Below are 16,457 nucleotides of genomic sequence, written 5' to 3'. Positions count from 1 at the left end.
TACGTCATGTGCACTGTCCTTCCACCCTGTTCCGATCCGCTCACGCCGGCAGCTTGAAGTCGGCGACCGAGCGCCGCAGGTCCGCCGCCAGCTGCGCCAGCCGTCCGATCGATTCGGCGGTCTGGCCGGCACCCTGCGAGGTCTGCCCGGTGATGCGGCGGATCACGTCCATCGTCTGGGTGATGTCGGTCGCCGCGGCGGACTGCTGGTGCGCGGCGATGGAGATGTTCTTGATCAGGTTGTTGAGCGCGTTGGAGACGCGCTCGATCTCGGTCAGCGCGGTGCCGGCGTCTTCGGCCAGGCGCGCGCCGGACACCACTTCGGAAGTGGTCTGCTCCATCGAGCTGACCGCTTCGTTGGTATCGGCCTGAATGGTCTGCACCAGGCCTTCGATGCGACGCGTGGCGCCGGAGGTGCGTTCGGCCAGGCGCTGCACTTCGTCGGCGACCAGCGCGAAACCGCGGCCGGCCTCGCCCGCCGAGGCGGCCTGCACCGCGGCGTTGAGCGCCAGGATGTTGGTCTGCTCGGAAATGTCGTTGATCAGTTCGACGATCGAGCCGATCTCCTGGGTCGATTCGCCCAGGCGCTTGATGCGCTTGGAGGTTTCCTGGATCTGGTCGCGGATCTGGTCCATGCCCTGGATGGTCTCGCGGACCACGCCGGCGCCCTCGGCGGCGATCACCACCGAGCGCTGCGCCACTTCGGCCGACTCGCTGGAGTTGCGCGAGACCTGTTCGATGCTGGCCGCGATTTCGTTGATGCGCTCGGACGCCGAACCGATCTGCTCGGCCTGGTGGCCGGCGGCCTCGGCCAGCTGCAGCGCGGTGGCCTGGGTTTCCTCGGTGGAGATGGCGACCTTGGCCGAGGTGTCGTTGATCGTGGTCACCAGGTGGCGCAGCTCGTCGACCGCGTAGTTGATCGCGTCGGCGATGGCGCCGGTCATGTCCTCGGTGACCGAGGCCTTGACGGTCAGGTCGCCTTCGCCGAGCGAACTGATTTCGTCGAGCAGGCGCATGATCGCCTGCTGGTTGCGGCTGTTGTATTCGACCTGGGTCTGGTAGCGGATTTCCTGGTCGCGGGTGCGGCTGCGCACCGAGGTCCAGACGAAGCCGATGATCGACAGCAGCGCCAGCAGGCCGGACACCACGCCCAGCCAGAAGTTCGGGAACAGGCGGGTGTCGCGGGTGGAGCCGAACGCGGAGAAGGCGTCGAACAGCTTCTTGCTGTCGTCGAGCATCTTGTCCGAGCCGGCGGTCAGCGCCGCGGCCGAGGACTGCGCGGCGAACAGGCTGCGCGAGCTGGCCAGCAGCGCGTCCAGGTCCTTCTTCATTTCCGCCCACTGCGCCTGTGACTGCTCCAGCGCGGCCAGCGCGGCGGCGTTGCGCACCGGCGCGATGCCCAGTTCCTCGTTGCCGTTGCGCAGGCCTTCGAGCATCTGCCCGAACACCACCGAGTCGCGCGCCAGCGCATCGCCGGCGCTGGCCGCACCGCTGCCGCCGGCCCGCATCTCGGTGACGCGGCGGGCCATGGTGCCGGCCACCACCACCTGCTGCAGGGTGTTGTAGATCTGCGCGGCGGGGGCGCCGCCGACGGTCATCGCGCGCACCACCTCGTTCAACTGCGCCTGCAGCTGCGGCACGCCGCCGACGAAACGCTCGGCATTGCCGGCCAGCGCCAGCACCGCCGGTTCGCTGTCCACCACCTGCTGCGCGTTCTTGCCCAGCGGGGTCCAGGTGCGGTTGAGTTCGGCCAGCGGGCCGGCGATGCCGGTCTCGTTGGCGTAGCGCGCGTTGAGCCCGGCGACGGTGCTCTCCACTCGCGTCTTGGTCTGCTTGAATTCCTTGTAGGTGGCGGCGTTGCCGGACACCGCGTCGCGCGCCTGGTTGGCCAGCTGCTGCGACAGCACCTGCAGATCGGCCGCGCCGGTGCTGGCGCCGGCCAGGCGGTTGCCCTGCCAGGTGGCCACGCCGGTATTGGCGCCGAACACGATCAGCGACAGCGCCAACAGGCCCAGCCAGAAACTCGTCCCCACGCTGCCAAGCTTGCTGGCCTTGGGGGCGTCCGGTGCAGTACTCATGATTCGACCTCGATCTTCGATGCGAAGGCAGGCCGCGCGCTCAGGCGGCGGCTTGACGGAATTCGGGTGTGCGCGACAGCAGCGACAGCGAGAACACGCCCCAGTCGTGGGTGTCGCCGCGGAACGCGCGGTCGACGAAGTGCGCGTAGCGGCCCTGCGCCAGGTCGCCGGGTTCCACCGCCTGCGATTCGGCGAAGCTGCGCTGGCCGAACAGTTCGTCGATGGTCAACGCCACGTCGCCGCCGCTCTGGCGCATGATCAGCACGCGCTGGCCCTCCAGCAGCGAGGTGCGCTGGCCTTCCATGAACTGCTTCAAATCGACCACCGGGAACAGGTTGCCGCGCAGGTTGCCCACGCCCAGCAGCCACGGCTGCGCGCCCGGCACCGGGGTGATCGGCGGCATGCGCACGATTTCCACCACCTCGCGGAAGTCGGACACCAGATGGCGGTTGCCGACGCGGAAGCCGACCCCGCGCCAGATGTCCTCGTCGAATTCGCGCTCGGGCATCTGCACCGCGTGCGCCAGGCTGCGCCGCTCGTAGGCCTCGAGGATGTCGAAGGGCGAACGCACGTCAGCCGACCAGCTGGTTGATGCGGGCGATCAGCTCGTCTTCGCGCGGCGGCTTGACGATGTAGTCGGTGGCGCCCTGGCGCATGCCCCAGACCTTGTCGGTCTCCATGCTCTTGGTGCTGATGATCAGCACAGGGATGTGCCGGGTGGCCTCGTCGCGCGACAGCGCGCGGGTGGCCTGGAAGCCGCTCATCCCCGGCAGCACCACGTCCATCAGCACCAGGCTGGGCGCCTGCTCGCGGACGATCTTCAGCCCGTCCTCGGCGTTGTCGGTGGCGAGCACCTCGTGCCCGGCTTTTTCCAGCCACTGCGTAAACACCGCCCGGTCGGTCGGTGAGTCCTCGATCAACAAGATTCGAGCCATGGTGCCTTTCCCCCTGGTCAGGCGTTGACGTATGTACGGATCGCGCCCAGCAGTTCTTCGCGTGTGAAGGGTTTGGTGAGGTACTGCTCGGAACCGACGATGCGCCCGCGCGCCTTGTCGAACAGGCCGTCCTTGGAGGACAGCATGATCACCGGCGTCGCCTTGAACAGCTGGTTGCCCTTGATCAGCGCGCAGGTCTGATAGCCGTCCAGCCGGGGCATCATGATGTCCACGAAGATGATCTGCGGTTGCTGATCGGCGATCTTGGCCAAGGCCTCGAAGCCGTCGGTGGCAGTGACCACCTCACACCCCTCGCGCTTCAACAGCGTTTCGGCAGTACGACGGATCGTCTTCGAGTCATCGATCACCATGACCCTCAGTCCTGCGAGTTCCCCACCCGCAGTCGTGTTTTCACTCATTCACTTGCCCCCCAGGCGCGCGACGCTTCATCGGTTCCGACGTCGCTGCGAAACGACATGTATCCCAAGACCCGCTCGGACTGTCAAGGCCGCCGCCACGGCTCTGCTTTGGATCACTTTCCAGCGCTAACTATGTCACAGTTTGATTGCCGCCGCAGGGCAGCGCATGGCCCCGTGCCGCGGCCCTTGCGCACCCCTGCCGCCGACCCGCTACCATCCTCCGCTCAGTCCCCCGGGTAACGCCATGTCGTTCGATGTCATCGTGGTGATGGATCCCATCGCCAGCATCAAGATTGCCAAAGACACTACCTTCGCGATGTTGCTGGAAGCGCAGCGCCGCGGGCATCGGTTGCACTACGTGCGCCCCGGCGGGCTGTCGCTGCGCGAGGGCCGCGCGCTGGCCCAGGCGGCGCCGCTGCAGGTGCGCGACGACAAGACCGGCTGGTTCGAACTTGGCGCGTTCGCCGAGCTGGCGTTCGGCACCGGGCAGGTGGTGCTGATGCGCAAGGACCCGCCATTCGATTCGGAATTCCTGTACGACACCCACGTGCTGAGCGTGGCCCAGCGCGCCGGCGCGCAGGTGGTCAACGACCCGCAGGGCCTGCGCGACTTCAACGAGAAGCTGGCCGCGCAGCTGTTCCCGCAATGCTGCCCGCCGACCCTGGTCAGCCGCGACGCGGCCGCGCTGAAGGCGTTCGTGCTCGAGCACGGCCAGGCGGTGCTGAAGCCGCTGGACGGCATGGGCGGGCGCTCGATCTTCCGCAGCGGCACCGGCGACCCCAACCTCAACGTGATCCTGGAGACGCTGACCGACGGCGGCCGTACCCTGGCCCTGGCGCAGCGGTTCATTCCCGACATCAGCGCCGGCGACAAGCGCATCCTGCTGGTCGATGGGGTGCCGGTGGACTACTGCCTGGCGCGGATCCCGCAGGGCGACGAATTCCGCGGCAACCTGGCCGCCGGCGGCCGCGGCGAAGGCCGCCCGCTGAGCGAGCGCGACCGCTGGATCGCCGCCCAGGTCGGCCCGGAGATGAAACGGCGCGGCATGCGCTTCGTCGGCCTGGACGTGATCGGCGATTTCCTCACCGAGGTCAACGTCACCAGCCCGACCTGCGTGCGCGAACTGGACGCGCAGTTCGGGCTGAACATCGCCGGGCTACTGTTCGACGCGATCGAGGCCTACCCGGCGCGATGAGCGCGGCCGCCGCGACGCCCGCGCCGCGCATCGGCGAGCGCGACAGGCTCGGCGCCACCCTGGTGCTGTCGCTGATCGTGCACGGCCTGCTGATCCTGGGGGTCGGCTTCGCGATCGACGACGACGCGCCGCTGGTGCCGACCCTGGACGTGATCTTCAGCCAGACCAGCACCCCGCTGACGCCGAAGCAGGCCGACTTCCTGGCCCAGGCCAACCAGCAGGGCGGCGGCGACCACGACAAGGCGCAGCGCCCGCGCGACAGCCAGCCCGGGATCGTGCCGCAGCAGCACGACGGCCTGGCGCCGCAGGCGCTGCGCGCGCAGACCGCGGCGGCGGCACCGGAGCCGACCCCGCGCGTGGTCAGCAGCGCGCGCGGCGAGCAGCCGCAGCCGGCAGCGCAGACCCAGCCGCGCACCGACGCCCCGACCCAGCCGGTGGATGCGCAGCGCGAGCAGCGCGACGCGGAGATGGCGCGCCTGGCCGCCGAAGTGCACCTGCGGTCGGAGCAGTACGCCAAGCGCCCGAACCGCAAGTTCGTCTCCGCCAGCACCCGCGAATACGCCTACGCCAATTACCTGCGCGCCTGGGTCGACCGTGCCGAGCGCGTCGGCAACCTCAACTATCCCGACGAGGCGCGACGGCAGCGGCTGGGCGGCCAGGTGGTGATCAGCGTCGGCGTGCGCCGCGACGGCAGCGTCGAGAGCAGCCGCATCCTGCGCTCCAGCGGCGTGCCGATGCTCGACGCTGCGGCGATGCGGGTGGTGCAGCTGGCGCAACCGTTCCCGCCGCTGCCGCATACCGAAGACAACATCGACATCCTGCAGGTCACCCGCACCTGGGTGTTCCTGCCCGGCGGCACGCTGCGCGACGACCGCTGAGCGAGCGGCGGCTGAAGCAATTGGCCCCTCTCCCACCGGGAGAGGGGTTGGGGTGAGGGTACGGCCGGCACGGACTGCCTGGCGGCACTGAACGTTTCGAGGCTGCGCCCGTACCCTCATCCGCCCCTGCGGGGCACCTTCTCCCGATGGGAGAAGGGACAAACCGAGCCCCTCTCCCACCGGGAGAGGGGTTGGGGTGAGGGTGCGGCCGCCACGGACCGCTTGGCGGCACTGAACGTTTCGAGGCTTCGCCCGTACCCTCATCCGCCCCTGCGGGGCACCTTCTCCCGATGGGAGAAGGGACAAACCGAGCCCCTCTCCCACCGGGAGAGGGGTTGGGGTGAGGGTGCGGCCGGCACGGACTGCGTGGCGACACCCAACGTTTCGAGGCTGCGCCCGTACCCTCATCCGCCCCTGCGGGGCACCTTCTCCCGATGGGAGAAGGGACAAACCGAGCCCCTCTCCCACCGGGAGAGGGATTGGGGTGAGGGTGCGGCCGCCACGGACCGCCTGGCGGCACTGAACGTTTCGAGGCTTCGCCCGTACCCTCATCCGCCCCTACGGGGCACCTTCTCCCGATGGGAGAAGGGACAAACCGAGCCCCTCTCCCACCGGGAGAGGGGTTGGGGTGAGGGTGCGGCCGGCACGGATCGTCCGGTGGCACTGAACGTTTTGAGGCTTCGCCCCGTACCCTCATCCGCCCCTTCGGGGCACCTTCTCCCGACGGGAGAAGGGAGTTGCCCTTTGCACCGCGTGGCGCCGCATGCATGCCCATGGCAGCGCCCGAGATAACGATTCATGCCAGCGACATAACGACGCGGCATTTCTGAATAGGCGTCACATTAAGGTTAATGGTGGCGGGGAACGTTACCGCGCACACCGCATCGCCAAGGACGAGTGACTCGGAGGCCGGCGCGGCGCGTCCCCGCCCCCCACTACCCCGAGCCGCCTCCTCCATGAAAAAGCCCCACCTCCTTCGCAGGCCCGCCCTGCTCGCGCTGGCGCTGGGCGCCGCCCTCGCTGCGCCCGCCGCCCTGGCCCAGTCCACCACCGGTACCGTCGCTGGCCAGGCGCCGGCCAATGCGCAGCGCGTGCAGGTGCGCAGCGACAGCGGCCTCAGCCGCGAAGTCGCGGTCGATGCGCGCGGCCGCTATAGCATCGGCCAGCTGCCGCTTGGCACCTACACCGTCGTCGCCAAGGGCGCCGACGACGCCGTGCTCGGCAGCCGCGAAGGCGTCGGCCTCACCGTCGGCGCAGTCACCGACGTCTCCTTCGCCGCGGTCACCAGTCTGACCGGGGTCAACGTCAGCGCCGACCGCGCCGCCGCCGCGATCGACGTGAGCAGCGTGGACTCGCGCACCGTGATCAACGCCGAACAGCTGCAGCGATTGCCGCTGGGACGCTCGGCCGAGGCGATCGCGCAGCTGGCGCCCGGCGTGGCCGGCAACAGCGGCAGCGGCACCTATACCGGCCCGACCGGCGCGCAACTGCTCAGCTTCGGCGGCTCCTCGGCTGCGGAGAACGCCTATTACATCAACGGCTTCAACACTACCGACCCGCTGCGCGGACTGGGCGGACTGACCCTGCCCTACGGCAGCATCGACCAGTTGGAGGTCTACACCGGCGGTTACAGCGCCAAGTACGGGCGTTCCGACGGCGGCGTGATCAACGCGGTCGGCAAGCGCGGCAGCAACGAATGGCATTTCGGCGGCCAGGCCACCTGGGAACCCGATGGCCTGCGCTCCTCGCAGAAGGACGTCTACGCGCCCGGCAACGGCGCGCTGTACCGGCCGGACAGCAAGAGCGGTTCCACGCTCAGCACCCAGAGCCTGTACGCGGGCGGCCCGCTGATCGAGGACAAGCTGTTCTTCTTCGGCTCCTACGAACTGCAGCGCCAGAACGGCGACAGGTTCTACGGCGCGCGCGAAACCACCCCGGGCGAGTATTACTACGACTACCACTACCGCCGGCCGAGCTGGTACACCAAGCTCGACTGGAACATCAGCGACAACCAGTTGCTGGAGATCACCGGCGCCTCCAGCCGCTACATCACCCGCGGCAAGTACTACGAGTACAGCGGCTACGACATCGGCGACCTGCGTGGCGACGCCAACACCACCAAGACCGGCGGCGACCTGTGGACCGCCAAGTACACCGGCTACCTCACCGACCGCCTGACCTTCAGCGCCCAGTACGGCAAGCAGCGCACAGACGACTACACCGGCAACCCCACCTACAACGGCGCGCTGACCTACCTCAGCGGCACCTCGTTCCAGAACCCGGCCTACACCGGCGGCACCCCGATCACCAATACGCAGACCACTTCGCTGCTGGTCGATCCCGACCGCGGCAACCGCACCGACAACCTGCGGCTGGACCTGAACTACGTCATCGGCGCGCACAGCATCACCGTCGGCATCGACAACCAGAACGCGCGCGCGCTCAACCGCGGCTCGGTGGCCTCGGGCGATGGGTACCAATGGATCTACGGCCAATCCAATCCGGACATACCGATCAACACCGGCCTCGGCGTGCCGGCCACCGGCGGCTACGCCAACGGCGAGGACGGCTACTACGTGCGCAGGTACGTCTACAGCGCCCTGGCCTCGGTGCGCGCGGTGCAGCGCGCGCAGTACATCGAAGACAACTGGCAGGTCAGCGACCGCTTCCTGCTCAGCCTCGGCCTGCGCCTGGACCAGTTCACCAACTACAACCGCGACGGCGACGCGTACATCAAGCAGACCAGCGGGCAATGGGCACCGCGCCTGGGCTTCAGCTGGGACGTCGACGGCGACGCGCGCTTCAAGGTCTACGGCAACGCCGGCCGCTACTACCTGGCGCTACCGCTGAACCCGGCATTCAATGCCGCCGGCGCGACCCTGGCGACCTCCACCTATTACACCTACGGCGGCATCGACGCCAACGGCTACCCCACCGACCTGACCCAGATCTCCGGCGCGGTCTCCTCCAACAACAACTACGGCATCCTGCCCGATGCCAAGACCGTGGCCACGCAGGGCATCAAGCCCTCGTTCCAGGACGAGTTCATCCTCGGCTTCACCAAGGCCTGGGGCGACAACTGGGTCTACGGCGCCAAGGGCACCTACCGGGTCCTGCGCAGCGGCGTGGACGACTACTGCGACAGCGACACGGTGTTCGCGGCGGCGGCCGCGCAAGGACATACGGTGACCCTGGACAGCAATCCGGTCAGCTGCTGGCTGATCAATCCGGGCAAGTCCAACACCTTCACCCTGGTGGACACCTCGGGCAACTACGTCAGCGTCCCGCTGAGCAATGCCGAGCTCGGCTTTCCCAAGTTCAAGCGCAACTACTACGGGCTCAACCTGTCGCTGGAGCACCCGTTCGACCAGCGCTGGTACGGGCGCTTCGACTACACCTGGTCGCGCAGCTACGGCACCACCGAAGGCCAGTTGCTGTCGGGCATCGGCCAGACCGCGGTGTCCACCACCCAGGCCTGGGACTACGCGCAGCTGATGGAACACACCAACGGCCCGCAGAGCAACGACCATACCCATCAGTTCAAGTTCTACGGCTATTACCAGTTCAATCCCGAATGGCTGGTGTCGGCCAACCTCAAGCTGGTGTCCGGCTCGCCGTTCAGCGCGCTGGGTTCCTACGGCGCCGACCAGAGCGACCCGTCCGGCTATGGCATCGCCTACCACTACTACCAGGGCAAGGCGGCGCCTCCGGGCAGCCAGGGCCGGCTGCCGTGGCTGAAGCAGCTCGATCTGGGGGTGTCGTGGCGGCCGGCGTACGCCGACCACAAGCTGGCCTTCAACCTGGACGTGTTCAACGTCTTCAACGGCCAGGCCACGCTGTGGAAGTACCCGTATTCGGAAACCGACCCGGGCGTGAGCGATCCGGTCTATGGCGCGGCGTTCGTGAGCCAGGCACCACGCTCGCTGCGGCTGAGCGTCAGTTACGACTACTGACCGCTACCGCGCGGCCGCAGCGCGGGGAGACCGACGAGCCATCGCCGGCCTCCCCGCATGCGGTCATCCCGCCACGCTGGCCTGATGCAGGCGATCGGCCAGCGCGACGATGTCCGCCGCGTCCTGCACACGCTCGCGCCAGGCCGCGGGGATGCCGTCGATGCCGTAGAAGGCGCCGGCCAGCTGCCCGCAGATCGCCGCGGTGGTATCGGCGTCGTCGCCGAGATTCGCCGCGCGCAGTACCGCATCGGCGAAGCACTCGGTCGTCGCGAAACACCACAGCGCCGCCGACAACGCATCGACCACGTAGCCGGTGCCGCGAATCTGCGTTGCCGGCACCGCGGCATGGTCGCGCACGGCCAGCGCGCGCAGCGCCGGCGTGTCCAGGGCCACCTCCGGCGCCTGCAGCACCTGCACGCGATCGCCGCCGAGCAGGGCCGCGCGCAACTGCAACGCGAACAGCCGGCAGGCATCCAGCGCTTCGGCGGCGGCATGGGTGGTGCGCGAACTGTCCGCCGCGCGGTCGGCCAGTCCTTCGGGGCGATGCGCGTAGTACATCGCCACCGGCGCCAGCCGCATCAGCGAGCCGTTGCCGGCCGCGCGCGGGTCGGCGCTGCCGCTGAAGGCCGGGCCGCCGTCCAGGTAGCGCTCCAGCGCCTGGCGCACGGTGTTGCCGATGTCGAAACATGTGCCGGTACTGCTCAGGTAGCCATGGCGGTACCAGTTGCAATAGCGGTTCATCTGGTCCGCTGCATCGAAGCCTTCGCGGTACAGCAGGCTGTGCGCCAGGCACAACGCCATCGAGGTGTCGTCGGTCCACTGCCCGGGCTGCAGATCGAACGGACCGCCGCCCACCATGTCGTCGATCGGCGCGAAGCTGCCCGGCGCCTTGAATTCCAGCGTGGTGCCGAGCGCATCGCCGACCGCCAGGCCCAGCAGGCAGCCGCGAAAACGCGCGCGCTCGCGCTCGTCCGCGCTCATCGTGCGGCCCGCTGCGCCTGCTGCTCGGCCAGGGTCAGCGCGACGTTGTCGCGCAGATAGGCCGGTTCGGCGCGCTCCGGCGCGATCGCTTCGCCGCGCGCGTGGGCCGCCAGCGCCAGGGTCAGCACGTCGGCGGCATGTGGCAGGGCCTGCGCATCGACGCTGCGCAACTGCGCGTGCAGGCGCCGCTGCAGCGCGTTGTCGATCGCCGCCAGCCCGGTGCCGACGCCATGCCAGGGGGCGTCCGTCTGCGGCAGCACGAACGCGTCCGGGACCAGCACCTGCTCGGGCGTCAGCGCGTGCAGGCCGTCGGCATCGCGCACGAAGGCCGCCGCATAGATCTCGCCCATGCGCGCGTCGATCGCGGCCAGCACCTGCGGCGCATCGTCCGGCGCGCGCAAGGCCAGCGCATGCAGGGTGGACACCGGCAGCACCGGCAGGTCCAGCGCCAGCGCGATGCCCTGCGCCAGCGCGATCGCCAGGCGTACCCCGGTGAACGCGCCGGGGCCGCGGCCGAAGGCGATCGCATCGAGCTGGCTGCGCGCGATGCCGGCCTCGGCCAGCAACTGCTCGGCCCACGGCAGCGCCAGCTCGGCATGCCGGCGCGGCGCCAGCTCGAACCGCTCGCGCACCGCGCCATCGACATGCACGGCGACGGAGAGGGCTTCTGTGGCGGTTTCGAAGGCGAGAATTTTCATTGGAGGCCGGGATTGGGGATTCGGGATTGGGGATTCGAAAAAGCGAAGCGAGGAGCAAAAGCGGATGCCGTGCGCCGGCTAGTCGAACGGCGGCGAGGCGACGTGTTCGTGATTATCCACCGGCAGCGCGGCGTCGGCGCCGAAGAACTGACGCACGTCCTCCACATCGCGGGTGCGCGCGAACGGCGGCAGCGACTCCAGGAAGGTGCGGCCGTAGGATTTGGACAGCAGCCGCGGATCGCACAGCACCAGCACGCCGCGGTCGGTCTCGCTGCGGATCAGCCGGCCCACGCCCTGCTTCAGCGCGATCACCGCCTGCGGCAGCTGTTCGTCGCGGAACGGATTGCCGCCGTCGCGGCGGATCGCGTCCAACCGCGCCTCGAACACCGGGTCGTCCGGCGCGGCGAACGGCAGCTTGTCGATCACCACCACGCTCAGCGCATCGCCGACCACGTCCACGCCCTCGCGGAAACTGGCGGAGCCGAGCAGCACGCCGTTGCCGGATTCGCGGAAGCGCTGCAGCAGGCTCGCGCGCGGCGCCTCGCCCTGCACGAACAGCGGCCACGGCCCGTCGCGCAGCGCCTCGGCGGCCTCGCGCAGCGCACGGTGCGAGGCGAACAGCAGAAAGGCGCGGCCCTGCGAGGCCTGCAGCACCGGATGCAACGCCGCGATCAGCGCGGTGCCGAAGCCGCGCGCGTTCGGGTCCGGCAGCGCCGGCAGATAGCACAGCGCCTGCCGCGCCCAGTCGAACGGACTGGGCTGCAGCAAGGTCATCGGATCGCTCAGCCCCAGGCGGGTGGCGATGTGCTCGAAATCGCCCTTGACCGCCAGCGTCGCCGAGGTGAACACCCACGCCGCGTGCGACTTTTCGCGGTGCAGGCGCAGCGGGCCGGACACGTCCAGCGGCGTGCGCTGGCAGCGGAAGCCGCGCGCGCTCAGTTCGTACCACAGCACATCGTTGGACGGTGGCGCCGGCTCGGCGTCGAAATCGGGGATCGGCGCGTCGTCGCCGAGCCAGTGGCCCAGGCGCGCGCGCATCTCCTGCGCGCGCGCGGCGCAGGCGTCGAAGCCGGGCGAGGCCTCGCGCAGCCCCGCCAGGCCCTCCTGCAAGCGCGCCAGTTCCGCCAGCAGCACATCGAAGCCATCGCGTACCTGCGGCTTGGCCAGCAGCCGCCATTGCGTGCCGCGGGTGGGCAACCCTTCCATCGCCGCGCGCAGTTCGCGCAAGGCCTGCTCCAGCGCCTGCACCGGCGCCTGCAGGCTGGCCAGCGCGCCGGCGACGTGGCGGCTCTCGGCCAGGCAGTCGCGCGCCAGCTCCTGCAGCGGACGCATGCCGAAGCTTTCGCCGAAGAAGTTCGCCGCCAGTTCCGGCAGCTGGTGCGCCTCGTCGATGACGAAGACCTGCGCGCCGGGCAGGATCTCGCCGAAGCCTTCCTGCTTCAGCGCCAGGTCGGCCAACAGCAGGTGATGGTTGACCACCACCACGTCGGCGGCCTGTGCGCGTTGCCGCGCCTGCACCACGAAGCACTCGCCCCAGAACGGGCATTCGGTGCCCAGGCAGTTGTCCATGGTCGAGGTGACCATCGGCAGCAGCGGCGAATCGTCGGGCAGCGCCTCCAGCTCGGCGATGTCGCCGAAGCGGGTGCGCCCGCCCCAGGCGACGATGCGCTGGAACTGCGCGATCTGCTCGCGCGAGGTGAAGCGCGGCTCGCCCTTGGCCTGCTCCAGCCGGTACTTGCACAGATAGTTGGCGCGGCCCTTCAGCAGCGCGCTGTTTAGGCCCACGCCCAGCGCCGCGCGCACCCGCGGCAGGTCGCGGTGGTAGAGCTGGTCCTGCAGCGCGCGGGTGCCGGTGGAGACGATGGTCTTCAGTCCCGACAGCAGCGCCGGCACCAGGTACGCATAGGTCTTGCCGGTGCCGGTGCCGGCCTCGGCGAGCAGCACGTCGCGCTGCTCGAACGCCTCGGCGATCGCCGCGGTCAGCCGCAGCTGCGCCGCACGCGGCACGAACGCATCCAGCTGGCGGGCGAGCGCGCCGCCTTCGCTGAGCGCTTCGGTGCTGGCGTGGCTGAGGGACATGGGTGGAAGCCGGGAATGGGGAATCGGGATTCGGGAATGGGTAAAAGCGGCGCTGCTACTGCGCTAGTTGCCGTGGGCGCCAACGGGGCAGTAAGGCCAGCCGTCGCCGCGATTGCAACCCGCCAGGAACGCCGCGGCTTTTACCGATTCTCCATTCCCGAGTCCCGATTCCCGGCTCCCGATCAATAACGCTTGATGCCCGCCACCGTGCAGCCTTCGATATGCGCGTGCGCGGACGCCGCGTTCTCCTTCTGCCCGCGGGCCAGCCGCGACTGCTCGATGGTGGCCCAGTGGCGCCGGCACAGCGGGCCGGTCTGCGAGCCCAGGTCGATGGCGCGCTTGGCGAAGGCCTCGGCGCCCGCGTCGTCCTTCAGCAGCAAGGCCAGTTCGGCGCGATCCTGCAGCAGCGCCGGGTCTTCCGGCACCAGTTGCAGGGCCTGGTCCAGCGCCGCCGCCGCGCCGACCAGGTCGCCGGCCGCGCGCTTGCGCTTGGCGCTGTCGCGCAGGTCCTCGACCTGCGGATCGCGCAACGGCTGCACGCTCAGTTCGGTGTCGTCGGCGCCGCCGCTGGCCTCGATCGCGGCCAGCCGCTGCGCCGGGGTGGTGGTGTCCACCGGCGGCGGCGGCGGCGGCGGCGGTGCGCTGACGCAGGAGGCCAGCAGCAGGCTGAGCGCGGCGATGGCGACGGTGGGGGTGTATCGGGTCATGGCAGGCATCCGTGGATCATTGCGCCGGAGGGGTGGACGCCGCGTCGGCGGGCGGCGCTTCTTTCTTCTTGTCCAGGCCGAACCAACTGCGCCAGCCGCCGCCACGACTCTCCTCGCCCTCGGCAGCGGGCTGCCCTTCTTCGGGCAGCGCCTGCGGCGGCGCGCACGGCGCATACGCCGGGGCGAAGCCGACCACGAACGGGAACTGGCGCGCGCCAGGGCAACTGGGATCGGTGCTGTTGCTGCCGGCCGGATCCATCCATTGCCAGTCGATGCCCTTGCCCTGCACCTTCAACGGCGAACTCGGCAGCCGCGCGAAGATGCCCGACCACACCCGCATCGCGCCGGTGGCGCCGTACAGGCCGGTCTGCTTGTTCTGGTCGTTGCCGATCCAGATCACCGCCAGATGATCGCCGGTGTAGCCGGCGTACCAGCTGTCCACGCCATCGTTGCTGGTGCCGGTCTTGCCGGCCGGGGTCAGCTTGCCCAGGCCGTCGCCGAGCAGCTGCCGCGCGGTGCCGTTGCTGACCACCTGCTGCAGCGCCAGCCCGACCAGGTTGGCGGCGACCGAATCGCCTTCCTGCGCCGGCGCCGGGGCCTTGTCGTAGCGTTTGAGCAGCTTGCCCTGCGGATCGAGCACGCCGCGCACCGCATGCAGCGGCTGGATCTCGCCGCCGGAGGCGAGGAACTGGTACAGCTGGGTCATCGCGTACGGGCTCTGGTCGGTCGCGCCCAGGATCAGCGACGGATTGTTCTCGGCCTCGAGCCCGGCCAGCACCTTGATCAGCTGCGCCACCCGCTCCGGCCCGACCTGCATGCCGATCCGCACCGTGGCCTGGTTGTACGAATGCGCCAGCGCATCGACCACGCGCACCGTGCCGTGGCTGCGGTTGTCGGAGTTGCCCGGGGTCCAGCGCTTGCCGCGGCTGAGCTGTACCGTCACCGGCGAATCGTCGACCCAACTGGCCAGCGAGTAATGGTCCGGCTGCGCCAGCGCCAGCAGGTACACGAACGGCTTGAGCAGCGAACCGACCTGGCGCTGCGCCTCGATCGCGCGATTGAAGCCGGGCTGCGACACGTCGCGGCTGCCGACCACCGCCAGCACGTCGCCGTTGTGGGTGTCGGTCAGCACCAGCCCGGCCTGCAGCGGCGGCCGCTTCTTGTTGGTCTCCAGCGCGGTCAGGGTGCGGGTCACCGCGCCTTCGGCATAGGCCTGCGCCGAGGGCGACATGCCGGTCAGCACGCTCAGCCCGGCGCCCTGCAGCGCGCTTTCCGGGTAGTCGCGCGCCAGCTGGCGGCGCACCAGGTCCACATAGGCCGGGAAGCGGTTGGCCGCGACCAGCCCCGGATTGGCCGGCACCCCCAACGGCGCGGCCAGCGCCTTGCGGTAGGTGGGCTCGTCGATCAGCTCGCTTTCGCGCAGCTTGCCGAGCACGAAGTTGCGCCGGTCCAGCGCGCGCTCGGGGAAGCGCCGCGGGTCGTAGTAGGACGGCCCCTTGACCAGGCCGATCAGCAGCGCCACCTGCTCCGGCGGCAGCGAATCCAGTTCGCGCCCGAACCAGAACTCCGCGCCCGAGGCCACGCCGTGGATCGCCTGGCTGCCGCGCTGGCCCAGGTAGACCTGGTTCAGATAGGCCTCGAGGATGGTGCGCTTGTCGTAACGCGCTTCCATGATCAGCGCGTACAGGATCTCGTTGAACTTGCGGGTGAGCGTCTGTTCCTTGCCGATGCCGAGCAGGCCGCTGCGCGCCAGCTGCTGGGTCAGGGTGCTGGCGCCCTGCCGGCTCTTGCCGCCGGAGCGCACCATCACCCAGGCCGCGCGCACCATGCCGCTGAGGTCGATGCCGTGGTGGTAGTTGAAGTCGCGGTCTTCCACCGCCTGCAGGCCGGTGACCAGCAGCTCGGGCACTTCGTCCACCCGCACCAGCCGGCGCTCTTCCTGTTTCTGCCCGTACAAGGTGGCGATGCGCGCCGGATCCAGCCGCGCGGCCGTCAGCGACTTGCGCGTCTGCGCATCGCGCAGCGCCGCCACGCGGCCGCCGGACAGGCTCACTTCCACGCGCCTGGGCGCGACCCGGCCGTCCACGTCGACGTAGCCGCGGCTGGCGATGACGAAGCGGCTACCGTCCTGCTGGTAGGTGCCGGGGCGCTGCGCGCCGGCGTCCTCGCGGTAGCTGGCCGCGTCCAGTTCGGTCTTCAGCGTCTGCGCGTCCATCGCCGTGTCCGGCGCCAGCGCCAGCGGGCGGGCGTAGACCCGGGTCGGAATCTGCCAGCGCAGTTCGCCGAAGCGCTGCGTCACCTGCTTGTTCAGATAGACCGTGTACGGGATCAGGAAGCCCAGGCCCAGCGCGGTGGCGGCCAGGCCCCAGGTGAGCAGGCGCCGGCGCCAGGGCGAGGCGCCGCTGTCGAGATCGTCGGTGTCCTGATCGTCGGTGTCGTTGTCGTCGTAGCGTCGTGGCACGGGGATGCGAGAATGTAAATTCCGGCGAGTCTAGCGCAGGCCAGCAGGCAGCGCGGCGCGGGGTCCCCTTTGTT

Annotated in this window: 12 protein-coding genes; 3 read left to right on the top strand and 9 right to left on the bottom strand. The window is 69.6% G+C overall.

Annotated elements, in window-relative coordinates; genetic code table 11:
• Window positions 1-40: 40 nt before the first annotated feature.
• The 4 genes from AB8810_RS06740 to pilG are packed head-to-tail and all read right to left on the bottom strand — an operon-like array spanning window position 41 to window position 3,431.
• On the bottom strand, window positions 41-2,077 hold the full coding sequence (locus AB8810_RS06740; protein WP_179566484.1) for a methyl-accepting chemotaxis protein: 2,037 nt from the start codon (window positions 2,075-2,077) through the stop codon (window positions 41-43).
• A gap of 40 nt (window positions 2,078-2,117) precedes the next feature.
• Entirely contained in the window at window positions 2,118-2,648 is a 531-nt protein-coding gene (locus AB8810_RS06735; protein ID WP_179566486.1) for a chemotaxis protein CheW, read from the bottom strand.
• A gap of 1 nt (window position 2,649) precedes the next feature.
• Window positions 2,650-3,012, bottom strand: coding sequence for a PleD family two-component system response regulator (locus tag AB8810_RS06730; protein ID WP_179566488.1), 363 nt, complete (start codon window positions 3,010-3,012; stop codon window positions 2,650-2,652).
• Between the two features lie 17 nt (window positions 3,013-3,029).
• Window positions 3,030-3,431 (bottom strand): twitching motility response regulator PilG, encoded by a 402-nt coding sequence (pilG, locus tag AB8810_RS06725; RefSeq protein ID WP_003472648.1) that lies wholly within the window; start codon window positions 3,429-3,431, stop codon window positions 3,030-3,032.
• A gap of 244 nt (window positions 3,432-3,675) precedes the next feature.
• Between pilG and gshB the strand changes: the two genes are divergently transcribed.
• The 3 genes from gshB to AB8810_RS06710 all read left to right on the top strand — a co-directional run bounded on the left by gshB (window position 3,676) and on the right by AB8810_RS06710 (window position 9,457).
• Window positions 3,676-4,626, top strand: coding sequence for a glutathione synthase (gene gshB, locus AB8810_RS06720; protein WP_191824312.1), 951 nt, complete (start codon window positions 3,676-3,678; stop codon window positions 4,624-4,626).
• Window positions 4,623-5,504 (top strand): energy transducer TonB, encoded by an 882-nt coding sequence (locus tag AB8810_RS06715; RefSeq protein ID WP_179566492.1) that lies wholly within the window; start codon window positions 4,623-4,625, stop codon window positions 5,502-5,504. Before gshB ends, AB8810_RS06715 begins: the two co-directional genes overlap by 4 nt.
• A 956-nt stretch (window positions 5,505-6,460) precedes the next feature.
• Entirely contained in the window at window positions 6,461-9,457 is a 2,997-nt protein-coding gene (locus AB8810_RS06710) for a TonB-dependent receptor plug domain-containing protein (RefSeq protein ID WP_369915903.1), read from the top strand.
• 63 nt (window positions 9,458-9,520) lie between these two features.
• On the opposite strand, the gene AB8810_RS06705 is transcribed toward AB8810_RS06710, so the two are convergent.
• From AB8810_RS06705 to mrcB, 5 genes are all read right to left on the bottom strand, one after another.
• Window positions 9,521-10,438, bottom strand: coding sequence for an ADP-ribosylglycohydrolase family protein (locus AB8810_RS06705; protein ID WP_369915902.1), 918 nt, complete (start codon window positions 10,436-10,438; stop codon window positions 9,521-9,523).
• Window positions 10,435-11,136 carry a tRNA (adenosine(37)-N6)-threonylcarbamoyltransferase complex dimerization subunit type 1 TsaB gene (tsaB, locus tag AB8810_RS06700; RefSeq protein WP_179566498.1) on the bottom strand — a complete coding sequence of 234 codons (702 nt, stop codon included), beginning with the start codon at window positions 11,134-11,136 and terminating at the stop codon, window positions 10,435-10,437. Before tsaB ends, AB8810_RS06705 begins: the two co-directional genes overlap by 4 nt.
• 78 nt (window positions 11,137-11,214) lie before the next feature.
• A complete protein-coding gene (locus AB8810_RS06695; protein WP_369915901.1) occupies window positions 11,215-13,215 on the bottom strand; it encodes an ATP-dependent DNA helicase in 2,001 nt (666 codons plus the stop codon).
• A 182-nt stretch (window positions 13,216-13,397) separates the two neighbouring features.
• Window positions 13,398-13,922 (bottom strand): hypothetical protein, encoded by a 525-nt coding sequence (locus tag AB8810_RS06690; protein ID WP_369915900.1) that lies wholly within the window; start codon window positions 13,920-13,922, stop codon window positions 13,398-13,400.
• A gap of 16 nt (window positions 13,923-13,938) precedes the next feature.
• Window positions 13,939-16,383, bottom strand: coding sequence for a penicillin-binding protein 1B (gene mrcB / locus AB8810_RS06685; protein WP_179566502.1), 2,445 nt, complete (start codon window positions 16,381-16,383; stop codon window positions 13,939-13,941).
• Window positions 16,384-16,457 lie beyond the last annotated feature (74 nt).

It is taken from the genome of Xanthomonas sp. NCPPB 3005 (assembly GCF_041228095.2).
GTDB lineage: Bacteria > Pseudomonadota > Gammaproteobacteria > Xanthomonadales > Xanthomonadaceae > Xanthomonas_A > Xanthomonas_A bonasiae.
The sequence above is the reverse complement of the archived record's forward strand: the minus strand, read 5'-3'. Positions and strand labels throughout refer to the sequence as shown.